We start from the raw sequence: 25,767 nt of genomic DNA on the forward strand, positions 1-25,767 counted from the left end.
CTCAGACATACGGAGTGAGACCTTCCCTCGCCACCGACTCCCGGCGGATCGTCTCCACGGTCGACGAATGCACGCGCAGCGCCTGCCCGATCGACTCCAGTTCGCCGGCCGGGACATCGGAGGGGCGGCCGTGATCGGTGTGTGCGGGGCCCGGGTCCACGCCCTCGCCCTGGCCAGCGGAGCGCGCCGCGTCGACGGCTACCAGGATGTCCACCGCGCCCGCGATGCCGCGCGCCGCGGTGTCGGGGTGACCGGCGGCGAGGGCCGCGCGGCGGGCCCGCTCGCGGCGGGCTCCGCTCAGGTGCGGGGCGAGTTTGAGCAGGGCGTCGTTGATGGCGGCCCGGCGCAGTTCGAGCTGGAGTTCGGCGCCGCTGACCCGGCCGGTCGCCGGGGCGGACGGGGCGGTGACCGTCAGCACGGCCTGCCACAGCGGTTCCAGGCGGCGGTGGGCGCGCCACATCCGGCGGCGTTCCTCGGCGAGCGGCCCGGTCTGCCCGGCGATGAAGCCGACCCCGACCAGGATCGCCTCGGCGATGGCGAACGGCGGCGCGACGTACGTCGACAGCCAGTCCCAGTTCCGGCTGCTCCAGCGGGCCCCGATCGCGGCGATCTTGGCGACGTCGAAGACGAGCCCGAGGGCGTAGGCGACCTGGAGGAGCACCACCGCGCGGCGCAGCCAGGTGTCGCGGACCTCGCGGAACCAGGCCCACAGCATGCTCGCGGCGGCCACGGCGGACACCATGTGGGCGACGAGGTAGAGCATGGCGAACTCGCGCATCCACGGCGTCGTCGCGTAGTAGGTGTCCAGATCGCGCAGCCGCTCGACGTGGTGGTCGCCGAGGAAGAAGGTCACCCACAGGCCGACGACGATCAGGGAGTACGCGATCCAGATCGTGCGGGTGCGCCGGCGCCGGGCCGGGGAGGGCGGCTCGCGCCAGGTGATGATCAGCCACAGGCAGGCGCCGCAGTAGACGCTGAGCAGCGAGTAGACCCAGAGGCCGGCGAAGTTCGGCACCCCGGTGAGCGCGTTGATGCGGTGCAGGTTGCCCGGCGGCAGGGAGGCGAACGTGACGGCGCCGATGCCGAGCAGCAGGGCCGTCGCCCGCAGGATCGGGTCCTGCCACGCCCGCCTGAGCAGTGGCACTTTGATCACGAAGGCCACGGCGAGCAGCACGGCCGGCACGGCGTAGGCGAGGAACGAGCCGGCTATGTCCCAGCGCATCACAGGCCGCCGGCGTTGCCCAGCGACGACGACAGACGGTCGGTCAGGGTGTCCTGGGTCGTCCGGCCGGGCGCGGCCGAGGGGCCGACGACCTTGGCGTACTTGGCCGCCAGGCGCAGTCCGCACTCCTCGGCCTCCCACTCGGCCTCGGCGGTCGTGGCGGCCGGGGACCGCGTGGCCATGGCGACCACCCGCTCCCAGGGGATGTCCTCCTCGGCCCGGGACAGCAGCCGGCGCGCGGCGGCGGGCAGGCCGGCCGGGTAGTGGACGTCCAGGGTCTGGTAGTAGATGTGGCCGATCTCGTGCCCCGCGATGACGAACTTGTGCGCGCCGGGCGCGCGGTCCTCGACCACGACGATGTACTCGTCGTCCTTGGCGAAGGTGACCCCGGAGACGTCCAACTCCGGCGGGAAGGCGACGAACTTGAGCCGTACGGGGCGGTCCAGCCGCGGGCTGAGCGTGTCGCACACGGCGTGCAGGAACGCCTCGGGCCCGGTCGGCGGGGTCAGGGTGCGGGCGGTGTCGCGGACGAGCTGGGCGAGGAAGCGCTTCGGCGATCTTTTCCGGCTCACTGACGGTCCTTCGTGATGTCCGCGCTCGTGTCCGTGTTCCCGGCACCCGTGTCCGTGTTCCCGGCGCTCGGGTCCGTGTCCTCGGATGTGATGATCATCTCGGCCAGGTCGGCGAGCGTGGCGAGCTGACGGGGGTTCATCCGCGGGGCGCGCATGGCCAGTCGTACCAGTCCGCTCTCGCGCAGCCGCAGCAGCGGGTCGGCCTGCGCCTCCAGGCTCTGGAGCACCGGCAGGAGGGCCTCGTACAGGGCCTCCGGCTCGTCCGCGGTGAAGTATCCGGCGGGGAGGCCGAAGAACCTGCGCAGCCGGTCGGTGTGTTCCAGGCTCGGCATGCCGCTCTTGCGCCACTCGCTCAGCCACTGCCGGCTGGTGCCCGCGATCCTGGCCAGCTCGTCCAGCGAGTAGCGCTTGCCGTCCGGTCTGCGCCGGGTCTCGCGGATGAAGTCGAGCCGCTGCCGCACCCGTTGGGCCAGCCCGGTGTCGGGGGCGGCGCCGCCCGCGAGCAGTCGGGCGACCACCTCGGCGGGGATGCCGGTGCGGTACGAGAGGCCGGCCACGTCCAGGACCTCCGGTAGCCGGCCCGGCCGTTCGGTCAGCTCCCCGAGCCGGTCGAGCAGGCCGGCGAGCGGGGCGTGGGCGTCACTCACCGATGTCCCCCCTGGGCATGTCGTCGGTTTCGTGGCTGAGTTGACGCGAGGCTACCGGGTCGCCCGCCGGTCGAGAAGTGATGTCAATGACAGCTGCTGAATTAGGCAGCAATCGTTGACAGTTGAGGCTCGCGCGGGACAGGATCATGACGCCACCCGGCCCCGGCCCCGGGTGCCGCCTATGGGGGAGCGGCATCGGGGGTCGGGACAACCCGGGTCGTCAGCGGATGAGCGTCCGTACCAACTCCACGGCCTCCCCGAGGAGTTCGACCTCCCGTGCGCTCATCGTCGGATTGGCGGCGCGCCGCCGCCGCGCCTCGGTCAGCCCCGTCTCCGTCAGGCCGGACGGGGCGGCGAGCAAGGCGGTGAGCAGCGCGCGGGCCGGGGCGGCGAGGGCTTCGCCGCCGACGGCGACCTCGGCGAGGATCACCGCGGACATGCCCCAGTCGAGACCGGGCGGCCCGTCCTCGGCGTTGCTCCAGTCGATGACCCGGGGACCGTCCGGGGTGAGGATCACGTTGTCGGGGTGCAGGTCCAGGTGCAGGACGCGGGCGCCGGGGGCGGCGGAGTCCCGGGCGGGGACGGCGTGCAGCAGCCGCAGCAGCCGGGCGAGTTCCGCGCCCGCCTCGGCCGCGCCCAGCGAGCCGTCCAGGAGGGCGGCCAGCATGGTCGGTCCGGACAGCCGTTCCATCACCAGGTCGGTGCGCGAGCCGGACGGCCGCACCCGGGGCACCGGGTAGCCGTGCTCCCGTACGTACGCCATCACCGCGCCGTCCGCGGCGGCGTCCCCCCGGCCCGCCCGGTCGCGGCGCAGCACCCACGCCTCGTCGATCTCGTACACGTCGGCCGTCCGGCCGGAACCCAGCGGTCTCCCCGTCGGCAGCATGACGCGACCCTAGCCACCTCACACGGCCCCCTGACTCCCCTGACGCACAGCCGCCTCCCAGCCGCTGTCTACCGCCGGGTACAGTGTCCGGGCGTCATCACACCCGTACGGGGGGAAGCCGGTGCAATTCCGGCGCTGACCCGCAACCGTAAACCGTCACGACGGTGAGCCGGACTGCCCCGTACGGACGTTGACCGGCTCACGTGCGCGGCAACCCGCCGCGCGCGGCACCGTCGAGGTCTACGGAGCCGAGCCGCCCGGGGTGTCCCCGTGCTGCCCGTGCTCCCCCGCAGGGAGAGGCAGTAGCCGACCATGAACGTCCGCCGCAGCGCCGCGGTTCTCGCCACCGTCGGCGTCATAGCCGCAGCCGCGCCCGCCACGGCCGCGTCGCCGTCGCCCTCCCCGTCGACGGCGCTCCCGTCCGGGCTGTACGGCAGCACGGACCCGAAGTACGACGGCGTGTGGCGGCAGTCCCTCGCGCTGCTCGCCCAGCGCACGGCCGGTGTCCGGCCCGCCGCGAAGGCCATCGACTGGCTGGTCGGGCAGCAGTGCGCCGACGGGGGCTTCGCCGCCTACCGCCCGGACCCCGCCAAGTCGTGCGCGAAGACCTCCGCCCAGGCCGACACCAACAGCACGGCCGCCGCCGTACAGGCCCTGCACGCGCTCGGCGAGCACGAGGGGGAGGTCCACAAGGCCGCCGTCTGGCTGAAGGCGATGCAGAACGAGGACGGCGGCTGGAGTTACACGCCGGGCTCGCCCAGCGACACCAACTCCACCTCCGTCGTCATCGGTGCCCTCGCGGCGGCCGGCGAGCACCCCCTCCAGCTCCGTACCGAGGGCAGGACCCCGGCCGAACTGCTGGCCAAGTGGTCCATCCCCTGCGACGAGGACGGCGGCGGCGCCCTCGCCTACCAGCCGGACAAGAAGGGCAAACTGGCGGCCAACGCGGACGCGACGGCGGCCGGGGTGCTGGGCTCGCTCGGCAAGGGCTTCGTGACGACGGCCGGGAAGGCACCGGAGGAGGGCTACGTCTGCGCCAACTCCGACAAGCCGCTCGCCCCGCAGCAGATCGCCCGCAACGGCGCCGCCTACCTGGCGGACCAGACGCACGACACCGGCCACCTCACCTCCAGCCTCCCCGGCGCCAAGGACCAGCCCGACTACGGCAACACCGCGGACGCGGTCGTCGCCCTCGCCGCACAGGGCTGGGCGGATCAGGCGCAAAGGCCGTACGCCTGGCTGGAGAAGCACGCGGCGCAGTGGGCGAAGCAGTCCGGCCCCGCCGCCTACGCCGAGCTGATCCTCGCCGCGCACGCGATGGGCGCCGACCCGCACGACTTCGGCGGTACGGACCTGGTGCGGGCGCTCGACGCGACCGGACCGGCGCCGCAGACGGCGGCAACGGGACGGGCGACCGGCGCTGAGACCAAGCCGGCGAAGCACGACTCGGGGACGAAGGTGTGGTGGATCGTCGGCACCGGCCTCGTCGCCGGCATCGGCATCGGCTTCCTGCTCAGCGGCCGCCGCAGGAAGCAGCAGCCGTGATCGTCGTCCGCCGTGCCGGGGCGCCGCTCCTGGCCGCGCTCCTGGCCGCGCTCCTGTGCGTGGTGTCGGCCGGGCAGGCCCAGGCCACCGGCTACCGCTACTGGTCCTTCTGGGAGCGCACCGGCGGCCACTGGACGTACGCCACGCAGGGCCCGTCCACCGCGCGTCCCGCCGACGGCGACGTCCAGGGCTTCCGCTTCGCGGTGAGCGAGGACTCCGCCAGTGCGACGCGGCCACGCGGCACCGCGGACTTCGACGCGATCTGCGCCAAGGTGCCCGCACGGGAGGGCAGGAAGCGCATCGCCCTGGTCCTCGACTTCGGCACGGCCGCCGACGCCCCCTCCGGAGAAACCCCGCCCGGCCGCCGGACGGCCTGCGCGGCGGTCTCCGGCGACGGGACGACGGCGGACGCGCTGGCCGCGGTGGCCGGGCCGCTCCGCTACGACACCAACGCACTGCTGTGCGCGATCGACGGGTATCCGCGCAAGGGGTGCGGGGAGCAGGTGGCGGCGGGGAAGCCGGCCGAGGAACGGGCCGGGAGCAAGCCCTCGCACAGCACGTCGGACGGCCCGTCGGTGGGCCTGCCGGTGGGAGTGGGTGCCGTCGTGCTGCTGGGCGCGGCGGCGATATGGCGGGCTCGGCGCCGTGGCCGCGCGTAGCGTCCCCGCCCTGCACCCCGGTGCCTGGTGGCTGTGGTCCATAGGCCTGGGCACCGCGGCCACCCGCACCACCAACCCCCTCCTCCTCGCCCTCCTGATCACGGCTTCCGCATACGTCGTGGCCACCCACCGCGGCAGCGCCCCCTGGGCCCGTTCCTACGGCGCCTTCGCCAAGCTCGCCCTCGCCGTCCTCCTCGTCCGCCTCACCTTCGCGGTGGTGCTCGGCTCCCCCATCCCCGGCACGCACGTGCTCGTGACCCTCCCCGAAGTCCCGCTCCCCCACTGGGCGCAGGGCATCCGCCTGGGCGGCGAAGTCACCGCCGAGGGAGTGCTGTTCGCGGTGTACGACGGCCTGAAGCTGGCCACGCTGCTGATCTGCGTCGGCGCGGCGAACGCCCTCGCCAACCCGGCCCGGCTGCTCAAGTCCCTGCCCGGCGCGCTCTACGAGACGGGCGTGGCCGTGGTCGTCGCCCTCACCTTCGCGCCGAACCTGATCGCCGACGTCCAGCGGCTGCGCGCCGCCCGCCGGCTGCGCGGCCGCCCCGACCGGGGCCTGCGGGGCCTGCTCCAGGTCGGACTCCCGGTGCTGGAGGGCGCGTTGGAGCGGTCCGTCGCGCTCGCCGCCGCGATGGACGCCCGCGGTTACGGCCGTACCGCCGACGTCCCCGCCCGGATCCGTCGTACGACCGCCGCCCTCACCCTGGGCGGCCTGCTCGGCGTCTGCGCGGGCACGTACGGCCTGCTCACCGCGGAAGGCGGCACGTACGGGCTGCCGGTCATGGTCGCCGGGGTCGCCGCGGCCCTCGCGGGGCTGCGCCTCGGGGGCCGCCGTACCCTGCGCACCCGCTACCGGCCGGACGCCTGGAACGCGCGCGCCTGGCTGGTCGCCGCGTCCGGCGCGGCCGTCGCCGCGCTGCTGACGCTCGCCTCCGTGCGCGACCCGGACGCCCTGCACCCCGGGGTCGTACCGCTGACCGCACCCGAACTTCCCCTCTGGCCCGCGGCGGCCGTGCTCCTCGCTCTCCTCCCCGCCTTCGTCGCCCCAAGCGCCCCCGCCGCCCCCGCCGTCACCAAGGAGTCGTCGTGATCCGCTTCGAGGACGTCTCCGTGACCTACGACGGCGCGGCCGAACCAACCGTCCGCGGTGTGGACTTCGAGGTGCCCGAGGGCGAACTCGTGCTGCTCGCCGGCCCGTCGGGCGTGGGCAAGTCCACCGTGCTGGGCGCGGTCAGCGGGCTGGTCCCGCACTTCACCGGCGGCACCCTGCGCGGCCGGGTGACGGTCGCCGGCCGGGACACCCGTACCCACAAGCCGCGTGAACTCGCCGATGTGGTGGGCACGGTGGGCCAGGATCCCCTCGCGCACTTCGTCACGGACATCGTGGAGGACGAACTCGCCTACGGAATGGAGTCCTTGGGGCTCGCGCCGGAGGTGATGCGGCGGCGCGTCGAGGAGACCCTCGACCTGCTCGGCCTGGCCGACCTGCGCGACCGGCCCATCGCCGGCCTCTCCGGCGGCCAGCGGCAGCGGGTCGCCATCGGATCGGTGCTCACCCCGCACCCCAGGGTCCTCGTCCTCGACGAACCGACCTCGGCGCTCGACCCCGCCGCCGCGGAGGAGGTGCTCGCCGTCCTCCAACGGCTCGTGCACGACCTCGGTACGACGGTCCTGATGGCCGAGCACCGGCTGGAACGCGTCGTCCAGTACGCCGACCGGATCGCGCTCCTGCCCGCCCCCGGCGCGGCCCCCGTCCTCGGCACCCCGGCCGAGGTGATGGCCGTATCGCCCGTGTACCCGCCGGTGGTGGACCTGGGCCGCCTGGCGGGCTGGTCCCCGCTGCCGCTGACGGTACGGGACGCGCGCCGCAGGGCGGGCGGACTCCGGGACCGGCTCACCGGGCGGGACGCCTCCCCCGACGCGCTGCCGACCGCCGCTACGGCACCCGCTTCTCCGCCGTGCGCCCCCCGCCGGCGCCTGTTCCGGCGCACTCCCGAGAAGGCCGCCACGCCTCCCGCAGCCGCCGAGGTCCGCTCCCTGGCCGTCCGTCGGGACCGCGTCGACGCGCTCCGGCACGTGGACCTCACCGTCGCCCCCGGTGAGACGGTCGCCCTCATGGGCCGCAACGGCGCCGGGAAGTCCACCCTCCTCTCCGCGCTGGTGGGTCTCGTCACCCCGTCCGCCGGATCGGTGCACGTCGGCGGGGCGGTGCCGCACCGGACCCCGCCGCGCGAGCTGGTGCGCCGGGTCGGCCTGGTTCCGCAGGAGCCCCGGGACCTGCTGTACGCGGACACGGTCGGCGCGGAATGCGCGGCGGCCGACCGGGACGCGGGGGCCGTGCCGGGCACCTGCCGTGCGCTGGTGTCGGAGCTGCTGCCGGACATCGGCGACGGCACCCACCCGCGCGATCTCTCCGAGGGCCAGCGGCTCGCGCTCGCCCTGGCCGTCGTACTGACCGCCCGCCCTCCCCTGCTCCTGCTCGACGAGCCGACCCGGGGGCTGGACTACGCGGCGAAGGCCCGCCTGGTCACGGTGTTGCGCGGCCTCGCGGCCGAGGGGCACGCCATCGTGCTGGCCACGCACGACGTGGAGCTGGCGGCCGAGATCGCCCACCGGGTCGTGCTGCTCGCCGACGGCGAGGTGATCGCCGACGGTCCGACGGCCGACATCGTCGTCTCGTCCCCGTCCTTCGCACCCCAGGTGACCAAGATCCTCGCCCCGCAGCGCTGGCTCACGGTCACCCAGGTCCGGGAGGCACTCGCATGACCCGCCGCACCCGTCCCCGTACCAGTCCCCGTCCCGTCCAGCTCGGCCCCCGCTCCACGGCCGCGCTGGTCCTGGTCGGCGCGGTCGGTGTGGTCGCCTTCGGCTGGCCCTTCCTCGCCCCGCCCGACTCCCAGCTCGGCGCCCACGCGCAGGACGCACCCTGGCTCTTCGCCGGGCTGCTCGTGCTCCTCGTCGCCGTCGTCGCCGCGACGATCTCCGAATCGGGGCTGGGCCCGAAGGCCGTGGCCATGCTGGGGGTGCTGGCCGCGACCGGTGCCGCGCTGCGGCCGATCGGCGCGGGCACCGCCGGTATCGAGCCGATGTTCTTCCTCATGGTGCTCAGCGGGCGCGTCCTCGGACCGGGCTTCGGCTTCGTCCTCGGCTCGGTCACGATGTTCGCGTCCGCGCTGCTCACGGGCGGGGTGGGCCCGTGGATGCCGTTCCAGATGCTCGCCATGGGCTGGTTCACGATGGGCGCGGGCCTGCTTCCGGCCCCGGACCGGCTGCGCGGCCGGGCCGAACTCGTACTCCTCTCCTCCTACGGCTGCCTGGCCGCCTTCGCCTACGGCACGGTGATGAACCTGGCGGGCTGGCCCTTCATGAGCGCACTGGCCTCGGGCATCGCCTTCGACCCGCACGCCGCCGTCCCCGCGAACCTGGCCCGCTTCCTCGCGTACTGCCTGGCCACCTCCCTTGGCTGGGACCTCGGCCGGGCGGTCTGCACGGTCGTCCTGACCCTGACGCTCGGCCCGGCGGTCCTCAGGGCGCTGCGCCGGGCCACGCGCCGGGCGGCGTTCGAGACGGCGGTCACATTCGACGCGTCCGCGCGGTGACGGCGAGCGACCGCTCACGCGCGGAGCGCCAGCCGACCGGTGAAGCACCCCACATGAGGCAAGTCACCTACGACGCGACACCGTAGTAGGACTTGTCCGAAATGTCTGCACCCGCACCCCACCTGACCTGCACATTGAGAGCCACTTCACACGGCACACTTTCCCCCCGGATCCGGCCACAACTAGTAAAGGGGGTCATTGCGGACATCTTTCGAGCCTGTTTCTCTGGAGCAGTCGCCAGGCGCCGACGAACCCCACCGGGTCGCGGCGCCGACGTACGCCCCGCCCCGCAGCGCGTGGTTCCGGCAAGCGTCCGGCGGTTCCTGTCCCCGTACGAAGAGGTTCTCCGTGTCCGTCGCCATCATCCGTCGCATCGCCACCCCGAAGAAGGCCCTCACCACCGCCGCCGTGGCCGCCGCCACCGCCGGCATGGTCCTGACCTCGGCCCCGGCCCACGCGGCGACCACCGCCGCGCCCGCCCAGGCCCAGTCGATCGCGCACAAGATGATCCCGGACGCCGCGCAGTTCAACGCCTTCAGCAACATCGTCAAGCGGGAAAGCGGCTGGAACGTCTCCGCCACCAACTCCTCCTCCGGCGCCTACGGCCTGGTCCAGGCCCTGCCGGGCTCGAAGATGGCCTCGGCCGGTTCCGACTGGAAGACCAACCCCGCCACCCAGATCAAGTGGGGCCTCGACTACATGAAGTCCCGCTACGGCAGCCCCGCCGCCGCCTGGAAGTTCTGGCAGGCCAACGGCTGGTACTGAGCCGCCTCCTCCCCCCACTGACCGGCCGCCTCCCGGTCCAGCACGCGCACGCACCCTCGCCCACGCCGGCGGGGGTGCGCGCGTCTGCGTGGGCGCCGCCCGTGATGCACTGGGGACCGCCCTGCCCGCCCCACCCGCCCGGCCGGAGGACACATGACGGCGGAGACCCGGACCGAGGACCCCGAGCGGCGCGGTGTGCGCCTGGTGGTCGTGCTGCTGGCGCTGACCGTGATCAGCGGCCTGATCGACGCGGTGAGTTACCTCGGCCTCGGTCGCGTCTTCACGGCCAACATGACCGGCAACGTGGTCGTCCTGGGCTTCGCCGCGGCCGGAGCGCCCGGCTTCTCCGTGCCGCACGCGGCGACATCCCTGAGCTGCTACCTGGTGGGAGCGGTGGCCGGCGGCCGGGTCGCGGCACGCCACGGCGGCGGCTCCCGCCGGACCTGGGCCCGGGTGATGCTCGGCAGCGAGGCGGTGCTGATGGGCATCTCGGCGGCGGTCGCCTTCTTCGCGCCCACCGGCACCACGTACGCGCTGATCGCCCTCACCGCTCTCGCGATGGGCCTGCGCAACGCGACCGTCCGCAAGCTGGGCGTGCCCGACCTCACGACCACCGTCCTGACCATGACCCTCACCAGCCTGGCCTCCGACTCCCCCGTCGGCGACGGTTCGAGCAGGCGCCACCCGCGCCGCATCGCCGCCGTCGTCGCCATAGCCACGGGCGCCGCGGTGGGCGCCTGGCTGGTCCTCCACCACGGCCTGGCCCTGCCCCTGCTGCTCGCGGCGCTGGCGGCGGGGGTGCTGGCGGTGGTGACGTCGGGGCGGGAGTAGGCCGCTCGGCGTACTGGGCGAGGCGCGCCCCGGAGTCACCCGCCGGTCAGCCCCGCAAGATACGCCCGTGGCTCCCGTGCCGTCGCGTCCAGCTCCAGGCAGCGGCCCATCGCGTGCGCGGCGTCCGCCGTCCCGTCCAGCAGCAGGTGGCACTGGGCCGCCCGGTACCAGCCCATCGCGCCCGCCCCCGTGCCGAGCTGTCCCGCCCGCGTGTAGAGGTGTGCCGCGCGGTGCGGGTCGCCCGCGCGGGCGTGCGCGTCGCCCGCGGTGAGGAGCGCTTCGACGCAGTTCGGGTCCAGGACCAGGAGTTCGTCGGCGAGGGCCGGGGCCGACGTCGGCGTGCTGCGGATACGGAGTTCGAGAAGGTAGCGGGCGTTCTCCGCCACCAGGAGGGCGGTCGCCTCGTCCTGCCCCGGCCCGGAGGGCACCAGTGCCGTGTGGTGGGCCTGCGCCCGAGCCAGGTGGTGGGGGTCCTCCGGGTGCAGGAGCGCCGCCGCCCGGTGGAACCTGCTCAGGCCCAGGTGCGCGTCCCAGGTGTCCTGCCGGAAGCCCGCCGCCAGGGCCCGCCCACGCGTCAGGTACGTCTCCGCCCGCGCCCCGTCCCCGCCCCGCAGCGAGTGGCCGATGCCCTGGAAGCAGGCGGCGAGGGCGAGGGCCGGGTCGGGGGTGACGGTGGACAACTCGCCGAAGAGGGACAGCGCGCTGTCGAGGTGGCCGGGGGTGCGGGCGTGGATCCGGGCGACCTCGTAGACGTACCGGTCGTGACCGGGGTCGCCGGTGGGGCGGACCGCTCCGGCGAGGCCGATCGCGTAGTGGCAGTAGGTGAGCTGGGCCAGGTGGAACAGGAGCAGGGCGCGGGTGGGCGCTGCCAGGTCGGGGAAGGCGTCCGCCATGTCGACGAGGTTCTGCCAGTGCGGGGTGCGCAGGTGCGGGGCGAGACCGGCCGGGGTGCGGCAGTCGTAGGCGTCCAGGCCCGCGTGCCGCAGGACCTGGTGGCGCTGGCCGGGCACACCGATGCGGGAGAACCTCGCGGGCCGGTGCGCGCCGGGCGGCTCCGCCAGCCGGGCCGCCACCAGCGGGATCGCCCGTAGCCGGAGGGGGCTGTGCGGGCTGGGGCACAGATCGATGAGCGGGCGCCAGAAGGGCGTGAGGCGGTTGGCCTGGAGGCCGGGAAGGCCGGTGCGGCGGGGCAGGACGCCCCGGGGGTCGGTGCGGGTGTAGGCGGGGCGGACCGGAAGCGGCGGGGGTGCGGGGGCCGGTCCGGGAGCAGGGGCTGAGGCAGGCGCGGGGACGAAGGGGGCAGGGGCTGGGGTGGGCGCGGCCGGCGAAGCCGGGCCGGCCCCCGGTGCCGCGCTCATCGCCCCGCCCCCGGCCCCGTCCCCGGCAGAGGCGCGGCTGTCGCAGACCCGCGGAGGTGTGGGCGCCGCTCCGGGAGCAGTGGCGGGGGTGGGCACCGGGACGAAGGGGGCAGGGGCTGGGGTGGGCACGGCCGGGGAAGCCGGGCCGGCCCCCGGTGCCGCGGTCATCGCCCCGCCCCCGGCCCCGTCCCCGGCAGAGGCGCGGCTGTCGCAGACCCGCGGAGGTGCGGGCGCCGCTCCGGGAGCAGTGGCGGGGGTGGGCACCGGGACGGAGGGGGCAGGGGCTGGGGTGGGCGCGGCCGGGGAAGCCGGGCCGGCCCCCGGTGCCGCGGTCATCGTCCCGCCCCCGGTCCTGTACCCGGCAGAGGGGTGGCTGTCGCGTACCCCCCGTGGTGGTGGATCAGCGGCTCGTGGCCCGGCAGGGGTTCCGCGTTCTGGAGGGCGCCGACGACCTGGAGGTGGTCGCCGACGCGCTGGCGCAGGACCGTGCGCGCGGTGAGGCGCCCGACGCCCTGGAGGAGGGGTACGCCCTCCGGGGACGGGGACCAGTCGACGCCTTGGAAACGCGGGACCGCCCGGGCCGCGAACCGTGCGGCCAGGTCCGCGTTCCGGGCGCCCAGCAGGTGTACGGCGAAGTGGTCGGCGCGGGCTACGGCCGCCGCCGTGGAGGCGGTGAGACCGACGAAGAACGTCACCAGGGCGGGTTCCAGCGACACCGACGTGAACGAGGTCGCGGTGAAGCCCGCGGGCCCCGGCACCGTGATGACGGCGACCCCCGCGGCGTGTTCCCGCAGCGTGCGGCGCAGCAGTTCGGCGGCCGTGGCGCCTTCCTCGGGGACGGACAAGGGGACCGACACGGGGACGGGCACGGGGACGGGCCCTGGGCCCGAGCCCCGGACCGCGCCCTCCGGATCGGCTTCCTGGGCCGGTACGGCCCTCAGCGCGGCGGCCACGGTGTCACGCGTTCTTGCGGTGGGCCGCGATGACGAGCCCGGACGCCCAGTCCACCAGCGTGGGGACGAGGTTCGGCTCCTGCATGATCTCCTTGCGGAACAGTTCCACGCGCGGCGGGTGCGACGCGTCCCAGCTGTCCTGGGGCAGCAGGTCGTCGGCGATGACGAGCGCGCCGTCCGCGAGGTGCGCGAAGAGGGTGTCGCGGCGCTCGAACTTGGTGACCGTGGTGTCGATGAACGCGAAGTCGAAGTCGGGCCCGTCGTACGCGGTCAGCCACTCGGTCGCGTCGGCGACCACGACCTCGGCGCGCGGGTCGTCGGCGACGACGTGCTTCAGCACCCGGGCGAAGTTCTCGTGCTTCTCGATCGAGGTGAGCCGCGCCTCGGCGTCCATGCCGTCGAGGAGCCAGCCCGCGCCGACGCCGACACCGCCGCCGACCTCGATGATCCGTCCACCGGGCTTGGTGGCGACGAGGCTGCGCAGCAGGGCGCCCACGCGGGGCTCGCTGGACATCTTGAACTGGCCGCGGTCGGCGATCGCCTGGGCCTTGGCGACGCGCGCCGGGACGGAGAGGGGGAGGTCGCTCATGTTCGGTTCCTCACTGGAGAACGAGACCGGGAGTACGAGAAGGGTCAGACCGCGGATGCGGGTGCGGGCGTGTGCCGGGTCAGCCGCCGCGCCGCCACCTCGGTGCCGGCGGCGCGCGCCGCCCAGTAGGCGAGGACGCCGAGGAAGGCGCCGGTCAGGCCGAGTCCGGCCGCGTCGGCGAGCAGCCAGCCGACCGGGAGCTGCACGGCCACGGCGGCGGCCAGGTTGGTGTACATCTCGACGCGGGTGTGGCCGAGCGCGCGGATCAGGCTGACGTTGCCGAGGGTCCAGGCGATCAGGGGTACGCAGATCCCGATCAGGACGATCGCGTCGGCGGCCGCGTCGACGACCGGGGCGAAGGACGTGAACAGTTCGGCGGTCAGGTGGGGCAGGAGCGCGAGGGCGAGGCCGATGACGGCGCCGGGGGCGAGGAGTACGTACTGTCCCTGCCGCCACAGGATGCGGGCGGCGTCCCGGTCCCCCGCTCCCAGTGACCGTCCGATCAGCAGGCGTTGGGCGGCGGCGAACGCCGTACCCACACCGAAGACGAGCACCATCAGCTCGAAGGCGATGCGGCCGCCGCCGAGTGCCGCCGCGCCGATGCCGCCCATCATGGCGAAGAAGACGGCCATGCTGGCGTAGTCGAGGCCCGAGGAGACCAGGGCGGGCCAGGCCAGGCGCGGTACGGACGTCTCGAAGTCGACCGGGCCGAGGCCTTCGGCCGCCGGTCCCCCGAGTTTGCCGCGCAGGTCCGAGCGGCGGGCGAAGACGAGCAGGACGGCGACGCCGGCGAGCCAGGCGAGGGTTGTGGCCAGCCCGTTGCCGAAGGCGCCCCAGCGGGGGAAGGGGCCGACGCCGTGGATGAGGAGCACGTCGAGGAGCAGGTTGACGACGTTGACGACGACGCCCGCCACGGCCGCGTACCGGGTTTTCCTGTACGCGTTGAAGCTGGCCGTGAGCAGGGTGAACGGTACGAGCAGCAGCAGCGTCGGGGCGCGTGCGGTCAGGTACTGGGCGCCGATGGCGGGCAGTTGGGCATCTCCGCCGGCCACGAGGCCGGTCAGCCAACGGCCGGCCGTCATGCACAGGACGGTCAGCGCCAGGGCGAGCGCGCCGCAGTAGCGGGCCGAGGCGGCCAGGGCGCGGCGAAGGCCCGGCGGGTCCTGGCGGCCGGCGAAGCGGGGGGCGAGGATCTGGTAGCCGACCACGGACGCGAGCACGAGGTTGGCGAACACGTCGAAGACGGCGGCGGTGCCGGAGACGGCGGCGAGTTCAGGAGCCCCGTACCGGCCCATCATGGCGGTGTCGACGATGCCGGAGGCGGTCGAGGACAGTGCGCCGAGCAGCAGCGGCAGGCCGAGGGCCACGATCTCGCGCGCGGCGGAGCGGGTCTCCTCGCCGGACGCGGCGCCCTGGTCGGTGGCCGGGTTGACGGTCGTCATGGTCAGGCTACCTTCGCGGGAGCGGGGCCTGGGGCGGAGGCGGCCACGGAGGCGGGGCCGGGGCCCGGTCCGGGAAGCGTGGTGCCGGCCGTCGGGGCGGTGCCCTGTGAGCGGGAGTCGGCCGCCGTCAGGTACGCGCGCGGCTCCACCGCCGTGGCGTCCAGCTCCAGGCAGCGGCCCATGGCGTGCAGGGCGCCGCTGATGTCGCCGACGCGGTCGTAGCACTGGGCGGCCCGGAACCAGCCGATCGCCCCGGCGCCGGTGGCGAGCCGTCCGGCGCGGGTGTACCACTCGGCGGCGGTCGCGTGGTCGCCCGCGGTGGCGTGGCCGTCACCGACGATGAGGAGGGCCTCCACGCAGTTCGGGTCCATCGCGTAGAGGGCCTCGCTCAACTCCCGCAGCAGGTCGTTGCTCTCGTCGCCCCGGGCCCGGGCGGCGGCCTTGATCTGCGACTCCAGGATGATCCGCCGGTTCTCGTCGGCGACGAGCCGGTCGGTGCCGGTGGGTCCGGCCGCGTAGAGCGCGTCGCTGTGGCGCAGCGCGGCGTCGACCTCGGCACGCATCGCGTCGGGGCGGCGCTGGGCGAGGCGCAGCAGGGCGAGTGCGCGGTGGTAGCGGCTGCGTACGAGGTGGGTGTGCCAGTCGTCGCCGAGCCGCTGCCCGTCCACCGTGCCCGCCGCGGTGATCCGCTCGGCGTGCCGTTCGAACGCGACGGCCCGGTCGGTGCCCGCGCCGCTGCGGATGGAGTGGCCGATGCCCTGCGAGCAGGCGGCCAGGGCGAGGCGGGGGTCGCCGGTGGTGGTGGCGAGGGCGTCGAAGGCGTCCAGGGCGCGCGGGGCTCGGCCGGGCACGCGGGCGGTGACGCGTGCGGCTTCGTACACGTAACGGTCGTGCGCGGCCTCGCCGTCGGGGACCAGGTCGCCCGCGAGGTCGCTGGCGTGGGCGCAGAAGGAGAGCTGGGCGAGCTGGAAGACGACCAGGGCGCGCGTGGCGTCGTCGAGGTCGGCGAAGTGGTCGGTCAGTTCGACGAGCCGGGTCCACTGCGGGGTGCGCAGTTCCTCGGCGAGTCCGGCCGGAGTCGTGCACGCGTACGCGTCGAGTCCGGCGTGGCGGACCACCTGGGCACGCAGACCGGGAACGCCGATGATGGCGAACCAGCAGGTGGGGCGGGGTTCGGGGGCGGCGAGCCACTGGGCGAGGGTGCGGACGCCCTGGAGGCGCAGCGGCGCGTGTTCGCTGTGGGTCATGTCGATGATCGGCCGCCAGAAGACGCCGAGCCGGCTGTGCTCCAGGCCGGGCAGGCCGGTGACGCGCGGGAAGTGGCCGCGGACGTCGCTGCGGGTGTAGCGGCGCTGGATCGGCGGCGGGGCGTCGGGGTGCGGGGCCCTGCCGACGGCGTGCGGTGCCCCGCTGGTGCTGTCAGCACTGGTGCTGTCGGCGGACAAGATGGGCCTCCAGGAAGGTCTCGGTCTCGGTGAACAGGACGTGCCGGTTGGCGTTGGCGACGACGTGGTGGCCCTCGTCCTCGAAGCGCAGGTAACGCACGGGTGCCGGGGCGGTTGCGGTGGCGTGCTCGACGAAGCGGTCGACGGTGGCGACGGGGACCCGCGGGTCCCGTTCGCCGTGCGCGATCAGCAGCGGGGCCCGGTCGGCGCCCGCGGTGTGCCGGGGCGAGCGGCGCCGCAGCTCGTGCGGGCCGACATCGGGCGGAGTGCCGGGTCCGAGGATCTGGCGGCGCAACTGAGCGGCGAGCGGCCCCCAGTAGCGCGGCGGGGCCTCGGCGAACTCGACCAGGTCGCACGGCGGGCTGACCGCGATCGCGCAGCGCACCAGGTCGGGGCGGGTGCAGGCGGCGAGCAGCGCGGCGTAGCCGCCGTAGGAGCCGCCGAAGAAGGCGATCCGGGTGGGGTCGGCGAAGCCCCGGTCGACGGCGGTGGCCACGGCGTCGTACAGGTCCTGCTGCATCCGCGCGCCCCACTCGCCGTTCCCCGCGAGCCGGAAGGCGCTGCCGAAGCCGCGCGAGCCGCGGTAGTTGACGTGGAGGGAGGCGTAGCCGAGGGCGGCGAGGTACTGGGCCTCGGCATGGAAGCGCCAGTAGTCGCGCCCGGACGGACCACCGTGCACGATCACGACGGTGGGCGCCGGTCCTGTGGTGCCGAGCGGGCGCATGGCGTAACCGGTGATCGGCTGCCCGTCGCTCGCGGTGAGGTCGAAGTCCTCCAGCGGGGCGAGGGGCCGGCCGGTGAGGCCGGGGCGGTTGACGAACAGGGGGTGGGCGGCGGGAGCGGCGGGTTCGGTGGCCGCGGGGCCGGCAGTGGCGGGTTCGGTGCTGCCGGGGGTGAACAACTCGTAGTGGATGGGCCCGTCGGTCCGTACGCGTACGGTCAGCCAGGCCGTGTCGTCGGCGCTGCGGTCGATGACGACGGCCGCGTCCTCACCGTCGGCGGCCAGCCGGGCGACGGCGGCTCGGCGGGCGGGTGCCATGGCGGGCAGCGGGTGCAGCGCGATGCGCTGCCCCATGACGGCGCACAGGTCGGGCCGCCCGGTGAGCGGGTCGAACCAGACGCCCTGCCCCGCGATCGGGTAGCTCTCGACATCGAGCTCCGGGTGGGCGAACTCCTCGGTCGTGCGCCCGGTTTCGCAGTCGAGGGCGATCAGCCGCCGCGTGCCGGCGCCGTGGCTGCTGAGGAGGTACAGCGTGCCGCCCCCGGCGTCGAAGCCCTCGACGGACAGGTCCGGGGCGTCATCGGGGCCGAGCGTGAGCAGCGGCCGTGCCGTGTCGGCTCCCGGGCCCACGAGCAGGCGCGCGGAGCCGTCGCGCAGCAGCTGGATGCCGCCGCGGGCGTTCAGGTCCCGGTCGACGAGCCAGCGGTGGAACGCGCCGGAGTGCGCGACGAGGCGGGGCGCGGGGCGGGCTTCCGACAGGTCGGCGCGGTAGAGCTCGGGGCGCTTGGTGACGGGGTTGTGCAGGCTGTACGCGAGGTGCGCGCCGTCGCGGCCGGTCCACATCTCGCGTACGGGGCCGGGCGCGGGGAGTTCGACGCGGGCCCCGCTGCCGGCGCGTACGGCGGCGATGCGCCACTGCTCGCTGCCCCGGGGCGCGTACCGGTAGAGCACGAACCGCCCGTCGGCGCTCCAGCGCGGGTCGGCGAGGGTGGCGCCGGGATGGGCGGACAGCTGCCGGGCGGCGCCGCCGACCGTGTGCAGCCACAGCTCGGGACCGTCGTCGGCGGTGCGGAGGTACGCGACCGAGGCGCCGTCGGGGGCGAGTTTCGGGGAGATGTGGCGTTCGGCGGCGAGGAGTTCGTGGCGGAGGGAGGAAGCGGTGGTGGTGCGCGTGGTGGCATCCGGCACCGGCGTGGCAGCGGTCGTGGACGGCGTGGACACGGTCATCAGGGCGTCCGCGCGTCGTCCGTCGGCGGTACGTGAGTGACCTTGGTGCCGTTGAAGTCGATGCCGCGCAGGCCGAGCGAACCGCCCATGGTAAGCGTGTACACGCAGGCGTAGCGCCGGTCGTCGAGGCCGTGCAGGTCCAGGTAGGGACGGTCCTTCTGGGCAGGGGTGACCAGGGTGCCCAGGCCGTAGGAGCCGCCCAGGACGATGAGTTCCTGGCCGATCACGCCCGCCTCGATCCACAGGCGGCGCAGCCCGTGCTCGTGGCGGTAGCGCCACTGGTAGCGCGGGAAGTCGGCGACGAGGCCGAGCGTCCAGGCGGCGGTGACCGGTGAGTGCATGCCCTGCAGGACGTCGGTCATGGCGGCACGGTGGTCACCGGGGCGGATGGCGCGCAGCTCGTGGCGTTCGATGTCGTAGCGGTACGTGCCGGGGTCGAGGCCCTCGACGCCGTACGCGCACAGGTGGAAGTCCCAGGCGGAGCCGTAGCTGTCCAGGTAGGACAGCGGCTCTTCGGCGCTGGTGCGGGCACGTCGGGCGCGGACGTCGGCGAGCCCGTGCCACAGCAGGCCCGACAGGACGGCCAGGGGTACGGGCCCGGGGGTGTACGCGCGTCCGCTGCGGCGGCGGGCGAGCAGCGCGGACAAGGGCTGGGCGCCGGGCGGTCCGGGGGTGCCGAGGGGGACGACGGGGCCGTCGGGGAGCTGTTCGGCGGGCGCTTCGCCGTCGGTGGCGAGGTAGTGCTCCAGGGTGCGGGTGCGGATGACGTCGCCGGGGTCGTCGGTGTCGGCGTAGTTCCACCGGCGGGAGGCGACGTACGCCTGGTCGGAGGGGTGCCAGCCGCGCCGTTGCCAGTGCCGCCAGCCCTCGGTGAGGTGGTCGCGTTCGCCGGCGGGGGCGGCGGCGTCGTCGCCGGGCGGGAGGGGGGCGGTGCCCTGGTCGAGGATGTGCTCGGCGAGGGCCGCGGGGCGCCAGCGGAAACGGCGGCCGGTGACCGTGTCGGTGAGTTCGACGCAGCCGCTGTCGGGGTCGACCGAGGGGCGGATGGCGTGCCCGGCGGGCCAGTGGGGGGAGGGCGTGGGAGAGGCCGGGGGGCGGGCGGCGGTCCCCGTGCCGTGCGGGAGAGCGGTCATGGACTCAACTCCGGTACGAGAGGCGGGCATCGGCTGTTGACCGGTACGCGGGGACGTCACGGGGCTCCTTCGGTACGGGTCGACGCGGCCCGGGGCTCGTCGGCACGGGTCCCGGCTGCCCCGGCGGCGGCTCCCAGGCTCGCCGGGATGCGGAGTTCGGCGTCCTCGTGGCCGTCGGCGAGGGCCACGGTCAGCTGGTAGCCCTCGGCGAGTCCGTCGACGCCGAGGGCGTCCTCGATCTCGCGGGCCGCGTCGCAGTAGAAGATCGCGGCGGTCAGGCCGAGTGAGCGGGCGGCGATGCGGGTGGTCGCGGCGAGGTGGCCGGCGTCCATGTGGACGGTGCGGTAGGTACGCGGCTCGCGGTAGCGGTACATGTTGCGCTCGAAGACGGTGGTCAGCACGACCAGGGCCTTGGCGTGGAGCGGGAAGCGGCCGAGTGTGTTGGGGAAGAGCCGGGCCAGCCAGGCGTCGTCGACCGGTGGTCCTTCGACGCTGCGCAGGCTGAACGGCAGCATCGTGACGTGGTACCAGCCGGGGTCGAGTCCGGCGACGTCGCGTACGACGACGTAGGCCTCCGAGGGGTGGCGGCCGCCGCCGGAGGGGCTGCTGCGGCGCAGCAGCGGGGCGGAGTCGGTCCTGGGGATGATGCGCCCGGTCATACCGAAGGCGGCGGCGACGACCTTCTCCAGTGCATCCCGGTCCACGGGCGCGGCGCCGGTCCGTCCGGCCCAGACGTCGTGGGCGGTGGCGGGGATCAGATCGGCGGTGAGGGCGGGGAGTTCGGTGCCGGGGCGGTCGGTGTAGTCGAGCTTGTAGCGGTCGGTGTCCGGCTCGTACGACTGGTAGTCACGCATCCGGTCGCGGTCGGCGAGGATGCCGATGGCCTCGGAGTAGTCGACGCACGGGTAGTCGAAGCACAGGGTGTGGTACTCGGCGGCCTCGTGCCAGCCGTACCGGCTCCAGTCGCGGCGCACGCCGACGAGCCAGTCGAGTTCGGGGTCGGCGGCGGCCTGCTCGGTGTCCACGAGCAGCTCGCGTTCGCGCAGCGTACCGATGAGTTCGAGCCAGTGGTCGACGGGCCGGGGCATCGCCCTGCTGCCGGCCAGGAGTTCGGCGAGCTCCTGCGGTTCGGCGGGGCGGGCCGCGGCGATCAGGGCGGCGACGGCCGGCCGGGACATCCGGTAGCGGCGGCGGCGCAGCAGGTGCTCCACCAGCCAGTGGTCGCCGGTCACGGCCGAGGGAGGAGTGATCCTGACCGCTGGGTTGAGTCGTACTGTCATGGTTGTCTGCCTCTCCTCGGACGCTCGTCCTGGGTGTCCTCGGTCCTCTTGCGGTCCGCCGCCCGGCCTCCGGGGAGCCGGAGACCGGGCGGCGATGCGTGCCGTGCCTTCGGTGCCGGGCGGTGTTTAGTAGGCCGAGCCCTGGAGGAGCATGACCTCGTACGCGTCGGTCTCCTCGATCATGTCGACCTCGACGGCCTCGACGACGAGCTCGGCGGCGGTGGTGGTGGTGTTCTCACCCATGGCTTTCTCCTTCGAAAGTTTCCGCGAAGTTTCGCGGAAGTTGCTGCCTTCCGGGTTTTCCCCGGCTGACGACAACTCTGCCGGAGTTCCGCAGGAGTTCCGATGGAAAGAGGCAGAAGGGAAGCGAGGAAGGGGCTTTGGGGAAGCGGTCGCGATGTCAAACATGTCAGCACATGCGAAATGGGCCCGGGGCCCGGGTGGTTGGATCCACCCGGGCCCCGGGCCCATTCTTTGCGCGTACTTGCGTCACTGATGAAACGGATCAGAGCAAACCGGCGCGCAGGGCGCTGGACACCGCATGGGTGCGATTACGCAGCGACTGACGCACCATCATGGAATTGATGATGTTCTTGATGGTGCGCTCCGAATAGCGGAGGCGGTCCGCTATCTCCGCGGTTCCCGCGCCGTCGGCGAGCATCCGCAGCACCTCTATGTCCCGCTGGGTGAAGCCGTGCCCGGACACCGACTCGGTACGGATCCGCCTGAGGTGGCCGGCCAGGGCGCGCATCGCGGCGCCGGGCAGCACGGATTCCGTGCGGCACGCGGTGATGGCCCCGACGATGCGCCGGTAGTCGGCTTCGGGCCGCAGCAGGAGGCTGCTCAGCCCCCACTCGACGGCGCGCAGCAGTTGTGGCTCAGTGATCGACTCGGCCACCAGGACGACTCTGACCTGCGGATTGCGGCTCAGTGTCAAGGCCGCGCGCAGACACATCAGAGTGGACTCGGTCACGCGCCCGGCCAGGACCAGAAGCACGTCCGCGCCGGCCTGTTCGCGCGGGTCGCCGGCGACCCTCACCTCGTCGAGGGTGGCCAGGTAGGCCTGGGCGCCTTCCTTGACGAGATCGTCGTCGGAGTGCACCGACACGAGCGGCACGGCGCCCGGCAGAGCTGGACTCTGCGCACCACCGCGCCGAGACACAGGATCCATTTGCTTCAAGAAAGACTTCCCTTCGGTCAGCGTAGGCCGCTCAGCTCCCCCAGGTGACGTCCTCCGTGCCACTGTGGCCGGAATTCCCCGCGGTGGCGGTCGCGGTCGGTACGGAACCGTCCGCCCACTTCGTACGGCCGTCGCTGTGGGACATCTGCGCACCGATGCCCGTCGCGGCACCCACGGCGAGCAGAGTGGTGACGATGGCGGCTGCGGCGGTACGGGGGAAATGAGCCACGTTCACGGTTTCTTCCTTCCTGAATTCACCGGGAGCCGGTGAGACCCTCCGACTTGGTTTCCATGATGCTGAGCGCTCAGAAAGGGTGGAAGAGGTTCACGGTGGACGGATCATGCACTGACCTAAGTTGTCCAGCATCGTTCGGCACGCGCGTTTCCCCGTCGAAGGCGGACACCAGCGCGACTTCGCATACGGTCAGTACGAAACCGGCCAGTTCCTCGTGGTCGGCCAGCGCTCTGCGGCACACGGCCTCGGCCGTCCGCTCGGCCTCCGCGACTCCGGGCACGGTCAGGAACAGGCCCAGAATTGGCCCGTTCTCCGCGTCGGGGTGTACGGCGACGTGCTCGACCCCCTCCTCCTCCTGGGCGCTCCGGCCGATCAGCCGGGCCGCGTTCTCTGGCGACAACTCGCCTTCGGGGCAACGGATTCGGACGTGTACGAGACGCATACCTTCATCGTCGTACCCATGCGGTCCCCAACACCCTCTTTCACAGGGGACACAACAGGCCAGTGCAGAAACCGGCCTCGGGGGCGAGCCGTCTCCCGGCTTCCGTCACCGCACGCTTACCATCTCGCCACACATCACGTTCGACGTACGACACACGACCTTGAGGGGACCTCGATGCTTCAGGTGCTGGGCCTCGACGAGACCGACGAACGGGTGTACCGGGCGATGCTGGAGCATCCCGGCGACGGGGTCGCCGCGCTCGTCGCACGGCTCGCCCTCTCAGAGAGCGCTCTGCGCGCCTGCCTCGACCGGCTCAGCGCACTCGCACTCGTCCTGCCCGCCACGTACCAGGAGGTGGGGTTCCGCGCGGTGAGCCCGGAGATCGCGATGGAGGTGCTGCTCTCCCGCCAGCAGGCCGAACTCGCCGCGCACCAGCAGCAGGTGGAGGCATCGAGGGCCGCGGCGGCACGGCTCGTGGCCGAGTACTCGGCGCCGCGGAGGCGCGCCGAGGACGCGGGGTTAGAACTGCTGCTCGGCGTGGCGGCCATCCGCGACCGGCTGAGCGACCTGGCGGTGACGGTCCAGCACGAGATCATGACCTTCGCCCCGGGCGGCGCGCACACCGAGGAGGACCTGCGCGCCAGCCGGGAGCCCAACGCGGCCATGCTGCGGCGGGGCGTGGCCATGCGCACGGTCTACCTGGACAGCGTCCGCAACCACCAGCCGACCCTGCGCCATGTGGACTGGCTGCACCAGCACGGCGGCCAGGTCCGCACCGCGCCCGCCCTGCCCATCCGCATGATCATCGCGGACCGCCGGGTCGCGGTGCTCCCGGTCGACCCTGCGGATGCGGCGGCCGGTGCGGTCGTCCAGGAGGGCCCGGGCACGGTGGCCGCGCTCTGCGCGCTGTTCGAGAACGTGTGGGCCGGGGCGTCCCCGCTCGGCGCCGCGGCGACCCGCGACCCCCACGGCCTGTCCCCCCAGCACGCAGAAACGCTCCGCCTGCTGTCGCAGGGCCTGACGGACGAGGCGATCGCGAAGCGCCTGGGGGTCTCACCGCGCACGGCGCGCAGAATCGCGGCGGAACTGCTGAGCAGCCTGGGGGCACGCAGCCGCTTCGAGGCGGGGGTGCAGGCGGTGCAGCAGGGATGGCTGCCGGCAGCGCCGTGAGACCCGCGGCGAGGGCAGCGGTCTAGGCCTCGCACTCGAACCAGACCGTCTTCCCGCCCCCGGTCACGGGCTCCACTCCCCATTTCCCCACCACGGCGTCGAGCAGCAGCAGCCCGCGGCCGTGCTCCGCCTCCGGTGACAACTGGTCCGGGACGCACGGCAGTCGGGGGCATCCGTCGGTCACCTCCACCCGTACCCCCGCCGCCTGCCTCCGCAGCGCCAGCTCGCAGCGGCGGTCCGGGACGTGCCGTACGACGTTGGCGACCAGCTCGGTCACGGCCAGCTGCACGGCGTCCGTCAGCCCGGCCAACTCCCACTCGTCCAGGCACGATCCGACGATCCGGCGGATGTGCCCGGCCGAGTGCTCGCCGACGGCGAGGCTCATGCGGTACTGGGCCGGGCGGGCACCCAGGCCCACCAGGATGGGAGGAAAGTAGTCGTTCACGGGACGAGGATGACCTCCCGCGGCTACTTTGAGCTACGGAACGGATACAACGGGTTCCGTAGTGGGCCCGGTTGCGCGAGAGGGGACCGTGCGTGACCCACATCAACATCCTCGACCCGGGTGCGTCGCCGCTCGACTACTACGGCTTCGAGCTGCGGCGACTCCGGGTGGAGAACAACGCGAGGTCGACCGGGATCCAGTGGCGTAAGTCCAGCTACAGCAGCGATCAAGGCGGCGAGTGCGTCGAGTGCGCGCCCCTCGGCGCCTTGTCGTGGCGTAAGTCGTCACACAGCAGCGACCAGGGGGGCAACTGCGTAGAAGTCGCCGAACTTCCGGAAGCCGCCGTAGCCGTACGCGACTCCAAGAACACCACGGGCCCGATCCTCTCCTTCGAGCCCGCCGTGTTCTCCAGGTTCCTGTCCTGGACGTCCGAGGGTCGCGATGTGCTGTAAGCACCCGGTCGGGAGGACCTCACCTTCGCTGGCCGCTCCGGCTCATGATCTGGGTGATGGTCTCCCAGGCCTCCTCGGGGCAGTCGCCCTGCGGGGTCGATGACAGGAAGCTGCCGTAGGGGACACGGCGGGGTGGGAGGGCGACCTCCAGATAGTGCTCGCGCTCCGTGTAGTCCCAGCCGTCGTTCGGGAACGGGATGTGGTCCCGCCGGCTGGCCTTGTCCTTGCTGGTGATCTGCATGACCTCGGCGTACGAGGCATGGTTCCGCACGATGACGCAGTAGTGCCGGAGCGTGTCGGTCTCGTCCTCGCGCTTGGGGACGTCGGCCACCCAGATCTCCCCGGGCCTCGGGCGGCGCTCCTCCCGGCTCGTGCCCGGGGGCGGGCCGGGGATCACCACCCGCAGCGGTGGCTCGTCGCGGCGGCACCACCAGCGGATGGCGTAGAAGGTGATCGTCACGGCGACCGCCGCGGCCATCGTCTCCAGCATGGCGGTGAACGACCACGGCAGCTCGGCGGGTGAGCCGGTATCCCCCGTGGGGTGGGCCCGCAGCTTCGCGGTGATCGACCCGTTGACCCGCATAGCGGCCCAGACCGCCAGGCCGGTGGAGCCGGCGAACAGGGCGGCGTGCGGCAGCAGCAACAGCGGCTTCGGGCGGCGGCGCCCCTGGGCGGCCCAGGCGAGGGCGAACACCACCAGCGCGGACACCAGCCACAGGACGACGTCCTGGGCGGGCGTCGTGGTGCGCGGCCCGTGCTTCTGGTCGGCGAGCAGCGCGGGCAGGGTGATCGGCAGCAGCAGGAAATAGCCGACGATCGGCCAGCCGAAGAGAAGTCCGAAGCAGCCACCGCATCCGCAGCCGGGTGTGTCCGTTCGCCGTGCCATGCCTGTTCCCCCGACTGCCGTGCCTTTCCGGTGACGATAGCGGCGGGTTGGCGGGCATGTCCGGGAAACCGGTCGAGTGAGGCATA

At 73.7% G+C, this 25,767-nt stretch carries 26 protein-coding genes and 1 riboswitch; of the genes, 9 read left to right on the top strand and 17 right to left on the bottom strand.

The window, feature by feature from the left end; all coding sequences use genetic code 11:
• Position 1 precedes the first annotated feature (1 nt).
• The 4 genes from ACH45E_RS13565 to ACH45E_RS13580 form a co-directional block, all read right to left on the bottom strand.
• The gene (locus ACH45E_RS13565) at positions 2 to 1,222 is read right to left on the bottom strand and encodes an MAB_1171c family putative transporter (RefSeq protein WP_361437885.1); all 1,221 of its coding nucleotides are present in this window, start codon (positions 1,220 to 1,222) and stop codon (positions 2 to 4) included.
• Positions 1,222 to 1,794, bottom strand: a complete 573-nt coding sequence (locus ACH45E_RS13570; RefSeq protein WP_361437887.1) for a hypothetical protein — start codon at positions 1,792 to 1,794, stop codon at positions 1,222 to 1,224. Before ACH45E_RS13570 ends, ACH45E_RS13565 begins: the two co-directional genes overlap by 1 nt.
• Positions 1,791 to 2,441, bottom strand: a complete 651-nt coding sequence (locus tag ACH45E_RS13575; protein ID WP_361437889.1) for an XRE family transcriptional regulator — start codon at positions 2,439 to 2,441, stop codon at positions 1,791 to 1,793. Before ACH45E_RS13575 ends, ACH45E_RS13570 begins: the two co-directional genes overlap by 4 nt.
• A gap of 220 nt (positions 2,442 to 2,661) precedes the next feature.
• Positions 2,662 to 3,327 (bottom strand): phosphotransferase, encoded by a 666-nt coding sequence (locus tag ACH45E_RS13580; protein WP_361437891.1) that lies wholly within the window; start codon positions 3,325 to 3,327, stop codon positions 2,662 to 2,664.
• A gap of 70 nt (positions 3,328 to 3,397) precedes the next feature.
• A riboswitch (cobalamin riboswitch) is annotated at positions 3,398 to 3,527 on the top strand.
• A gap of 112 nt (positions 3,528 to 3,639) precedes the next feature.
• Between ACH45E_RS13580 and ACH45E_RS13585 the strand changes: the two genes are divergently transcribed.
• From ACH45E_RS13585 to ACH45E_RS13615, 7 genes are all read left to right on the top strand, one after another.
• Positions 3,640 to 4,872: a prenyltransferase/squalene oxidase repeat-containing protein gene (locus ACH45E_RS13585; RefSeq protein WP_361437893.1), complete on the top strand. Its 1,233-nt coding sequence runs from the start codon at positions 3,640 to 3,642 to the stop codon at positions 4,870 to 4,872.
• Positions 4,869 to 5,531 (top strand): SCO2322 family protein, encoded by a 663-nt coding sequence (locus tag ACH45E_RS13590; RefSeq protein ID WP_361437895.1) that lies wholly within the window; start codon positions 4,869 to 4,871, stop codon positions 5,529 to 5,531. The genes ACH45E_RS13585 and ACH45E_RS13590 overlap by 4 nt, the downstream gene beginning before the upstream one ends.
• Positions 5,518 to 6,618: an energy-coupling factor transporter transmembrane component T gene (locus ACH45E_RS13595; RefSeq protein WP_361437897.1), complete on the top strand. Its 1,101-nt coding sequence runs from the start codon at positions 5,518 to 5,520 to the stop codon at positions 6,616 to 6,618. Before ACH45E_RS13590 ends, ACH45E_RS13595 begins: the two co-directional genes overlap by 14 nt.
• A complete protein-coding gene (locus tag ACH45E_RS13600) occupies positions 6,615 to 8,294 on the top strand; it encodes an ATP-binding cassette domain-containing protein (protein ID WP_361437899.1) in 1,680 nt (559 codons plus the stop codon). The genes ACH45E_RS13595 and ACH45E_RS13600 overlap by 4 nt, the downstream gene beginning before the upstream one ends.
• The gene (locus ACH45E_RS13605) at positions 8,291 to 9,127 is read left to right on the top strand and encodes an ECF transporter S component (protein WP_361437901.1); all 837 of its coding nucleotides are present in this window, start codon (positions 8,291 to 8,293) and stop codon (positions 9,125 to 9,127) included. The genes ACH45E_RS13600 and ACH45E_RS13605 overlap by 4 nt, the downstream gene beginning before the upstream one ends.
• Before the next feature lie 348 nt (positions 9,128 to 9,475).
• Positions 9,476 to 9,892 (top strand): transglycosylase SLT domain-containing protein, encoded by a 417-nt coding sequence (locus tag ACH45E_RS13610; RefSeq protein ID WP_361437903.1) that lies wholly within the window; start codon positions 9,476 to 9,478, stop codon positions 9,890 to 9,892.
• Positions 9,893 to 10,045: 153 nt separating this feature from the next.
• Positions 10,046 to 10,723 carry a YoaK family protein gene (locus ACH45E_RS13615; RefSeq protein ID WP_361437905.1) on the top strand — a complete coding sequence of 226 codons (678 nt, stop codon included), beginning with the start codon at positions 10,046 to 10,048 and terminating at the stop codon, positions 10,721 to 10,723.
• Between the two features lie 35 nt (positions 10,724 to 10,758).
• On the opposite strand, the gene ACH45E_RS13620 is transcribed toward ACH45E_RS13615, so the two are convergent.
• The 11 genes from ACH45E_RS13620 to ACH45E_RS13670 all read right to left on the bottom strand — a co-directional run bounded on the left by ACH45E_RS13620 (position 10,759) and on the right by ACH45E_RS13670 (position 22,728).
• Positions 10,759 to 12,081, bottom strand: a complete 1,323-nt coding sequence (locus ACH45E_RS13620; protein ID WP_361437907.1) for a hypothetical protein — start codon at positions 12,079 to 12,081, stop codon at positions 10,759 to 10,761.
• 332 nt (positions 12,082 to 12,413) lie between these two features.
• The gene (locus ACH45E_RS13625) at positions 12,414 to 13,034 is read right to left on the bottom strand and encodes a flavin reductase family protein (RefSeq protein ID WP_361437909.1); all 621 of its coding nucleotides are present in this window, start codon (positions 13,032 to 13,034) and stop codon (positions 12,414 to 12,416) included.
• Positions 13,035 to 13,038: 4 nt separating this feature from the next.
• Positions 13,039 to 13,623 carry a class I SAM-dependent methyltransferase gene (locus tag ACH45E_RS13630; protein ID WP_361437911.1) on the bottom strand — a complete coding sequence of 195 codons (585 nt, stop codon included), beginning with the start codon at positions 13,621 to 13,623 and terminating at the stop codon, positions 13,039 to 13,041.
• 44 nt (positions 13,624 to 13,667) lie between these two features.
• Entirely contained in the window at positions 13,668 to 15,065 is a 1,398-nt protein-coding gene (locus tag ACH45E_RS13635) for an MATE family efflux transporter (RefSeq protein WP_361437913.1), read from the bottom strand.
• A 2-nt stretch (positions 15,066 to 15,067) separates the two neighbouring features.
• Positions 15,068 to 16,510 (bottom strand): hypothetical protein, encoded by a 1,443-nt coding sequence (locus ACH45E_RS13640; RefSeq protein WP_361437915.1) that lies wholly within the window; start codon positions 16,508 to 16,510, stop codon positions 15,068 to 15,070.
• Positions 16,485 to 18,458, bottom strand: a complete 1,974-nt coding sequence (locus tag ACH45E_RS13645; protein ID WP_361437917.1) for an alpha/beta fold hydrolase — start codon at positions 18,456 to 18,458, stop codon at positions 16,485 to 16,487. The genes ACH45E_RS13640 and ACH45E_RS13645 overlap by 26 nt, the downstream gene beginning before the upstream one ends.
• Positions 18,458 to 19,591: a SagB/ThcOx family dehydrogenase gene (locus ACH45E_RS13650; protein ID WP_361437919.1), complete on the bottom strand. Its 1,134-nt coding sequence runs from the start codon at positions 19,589 to 19,591 to the stop codon at positions 18,458 to 18,460. Before ACH45E_RS13650 ends, ACH45E_RS13645 begins: the two co-directional genes overlap by 1 nt.
• A 56-nt stretch (positions 19,592 to 19,647) precedes the next feature.
• Complete coding sequence (locus tag ACH45E_RS13655) at positions 19,648 to 20,871, bottom strand: SagB/ThcOx family dehydrogenase (protein ID WP_361437921.1); 1,224 nt, start codon at positions 20,869 to 20,871, stop codon at positions 19,648 to 19,650.
• A gap of 505 nt (positions 20,872 to 21,376) precedes the next feature.
• Positions 21,377 to 21,979 (bottom strand): response regulator transcription factor, encoded by a 603-nt coding sequence (locus ACH45E_RS13660; protein ID WP_361437923.1) that lies wholly within the window; start codon positions 21,977 to 21,979, stop codon positions 21,377 to 21,379.
• A gap of 103 nt (positions 21,980 to 22,082) precedes the next feature.
• Positions 22,083 to 22,286: a hypothetical protein gene (locus ACH45E_RS13665; protein WP_361437925.1), complete on the bottom strand. Its 204-nt coding sequence runs from the start codon at positions 22,284 to 22,286 to the stop codon at positions 22,083 to 22,085.
• A 70-nt stretch (positions 22,287 to 22,356) separates the two neighbouring features.
• Positions 22,357 to 22,728, bottom strand: a complete 372-nt coding sequence (locus ACH45E_RS13670; RefSeq protein WP_361437927.1) for a hypothetical protein — start codon at positions 22,726 to 22,728, stop codon at positions 22,357 to 22,359.
• A gap of 174 nt (positions 22,729 to 22,902) precedes the next feature.
• Here ACH45E_RS13670 and ACH45E_RS13675 point away from each other — a divergent pair, with 174 nt between their 5' ends.
• Positions 22,903 to 23,898, top strand: a complete 996-nt coding sequence (locus tag ACH45E_RS13675) for a helix-turn-helix domain-containing protein (protein ID WP_361437929.1) — start codon at positions 22,903 to 22,905, stop codon at positions 23,896 to 23,898.
• Positions 23,899 to 23,920: 22 nt separating this feature from the next.
• On the opposite strand, the gene ACH45E_RS13680 is transcribed toward ACH45E_RS13675, so the two are convergent.
• Positions 23,921 to 24,343 (bottom strand): ATP-binding protein, encoded by a 423-nt coding sequence (locus ACH45E_RS13680; protein ID WP_361437931.1) that lies wholly within the window; start codon positions 24,341 to 24,343, stop codon positions 23,921 to 23,923.
• A 92-nt stretch (positions 24,344 to 24,435) separates the two neighbouring features.
• On the opposite strand from ACH45E_RS13680, the gene ACH45E_RS13685 reads away from it, so the two are divergent.
• Positions 24,436 to 24,795 (top strand): DUF397 domain-containing protein, encoded by a 360-nt coding sequence (locus tag ACH45E_RS13685; RefSeq protein ID WP_399040637.1) that lies wholly within the window; start codon positions 24,436 to 24,438, stop codon positions 24,793 to 24,795.
• A 19-nt stretch (positions 24,796 to 24,814) separates the two neighbouring features.
• Here the strand turns inward: ACH45E_RS13685 and ACH45E_RS13690 are convergent, their stop codons facing one another.
• Positions 24,815 to 25,681, bottom strand: coding sequence for a hypothetical protein (locus ACH45E_RS13690; RefSeq protein ID WP_361437933.1), 867 nt, complete (start codon positions 25,679 to 25,681; stop codon positions 24,815 to 24,817).
• Between the last annotated feature and the right edge of the window lie 86 nt (positions 25,682 to 25,767).

It is taken from the genome of Streptomyces sp. NPDC020299 (assembly GCF_044387825.1).
Lineage (GTDB): Bacteria > Actinomycetota > Actinomycetes > Streptomycetales > Streptomycetaceae > Streptomyces.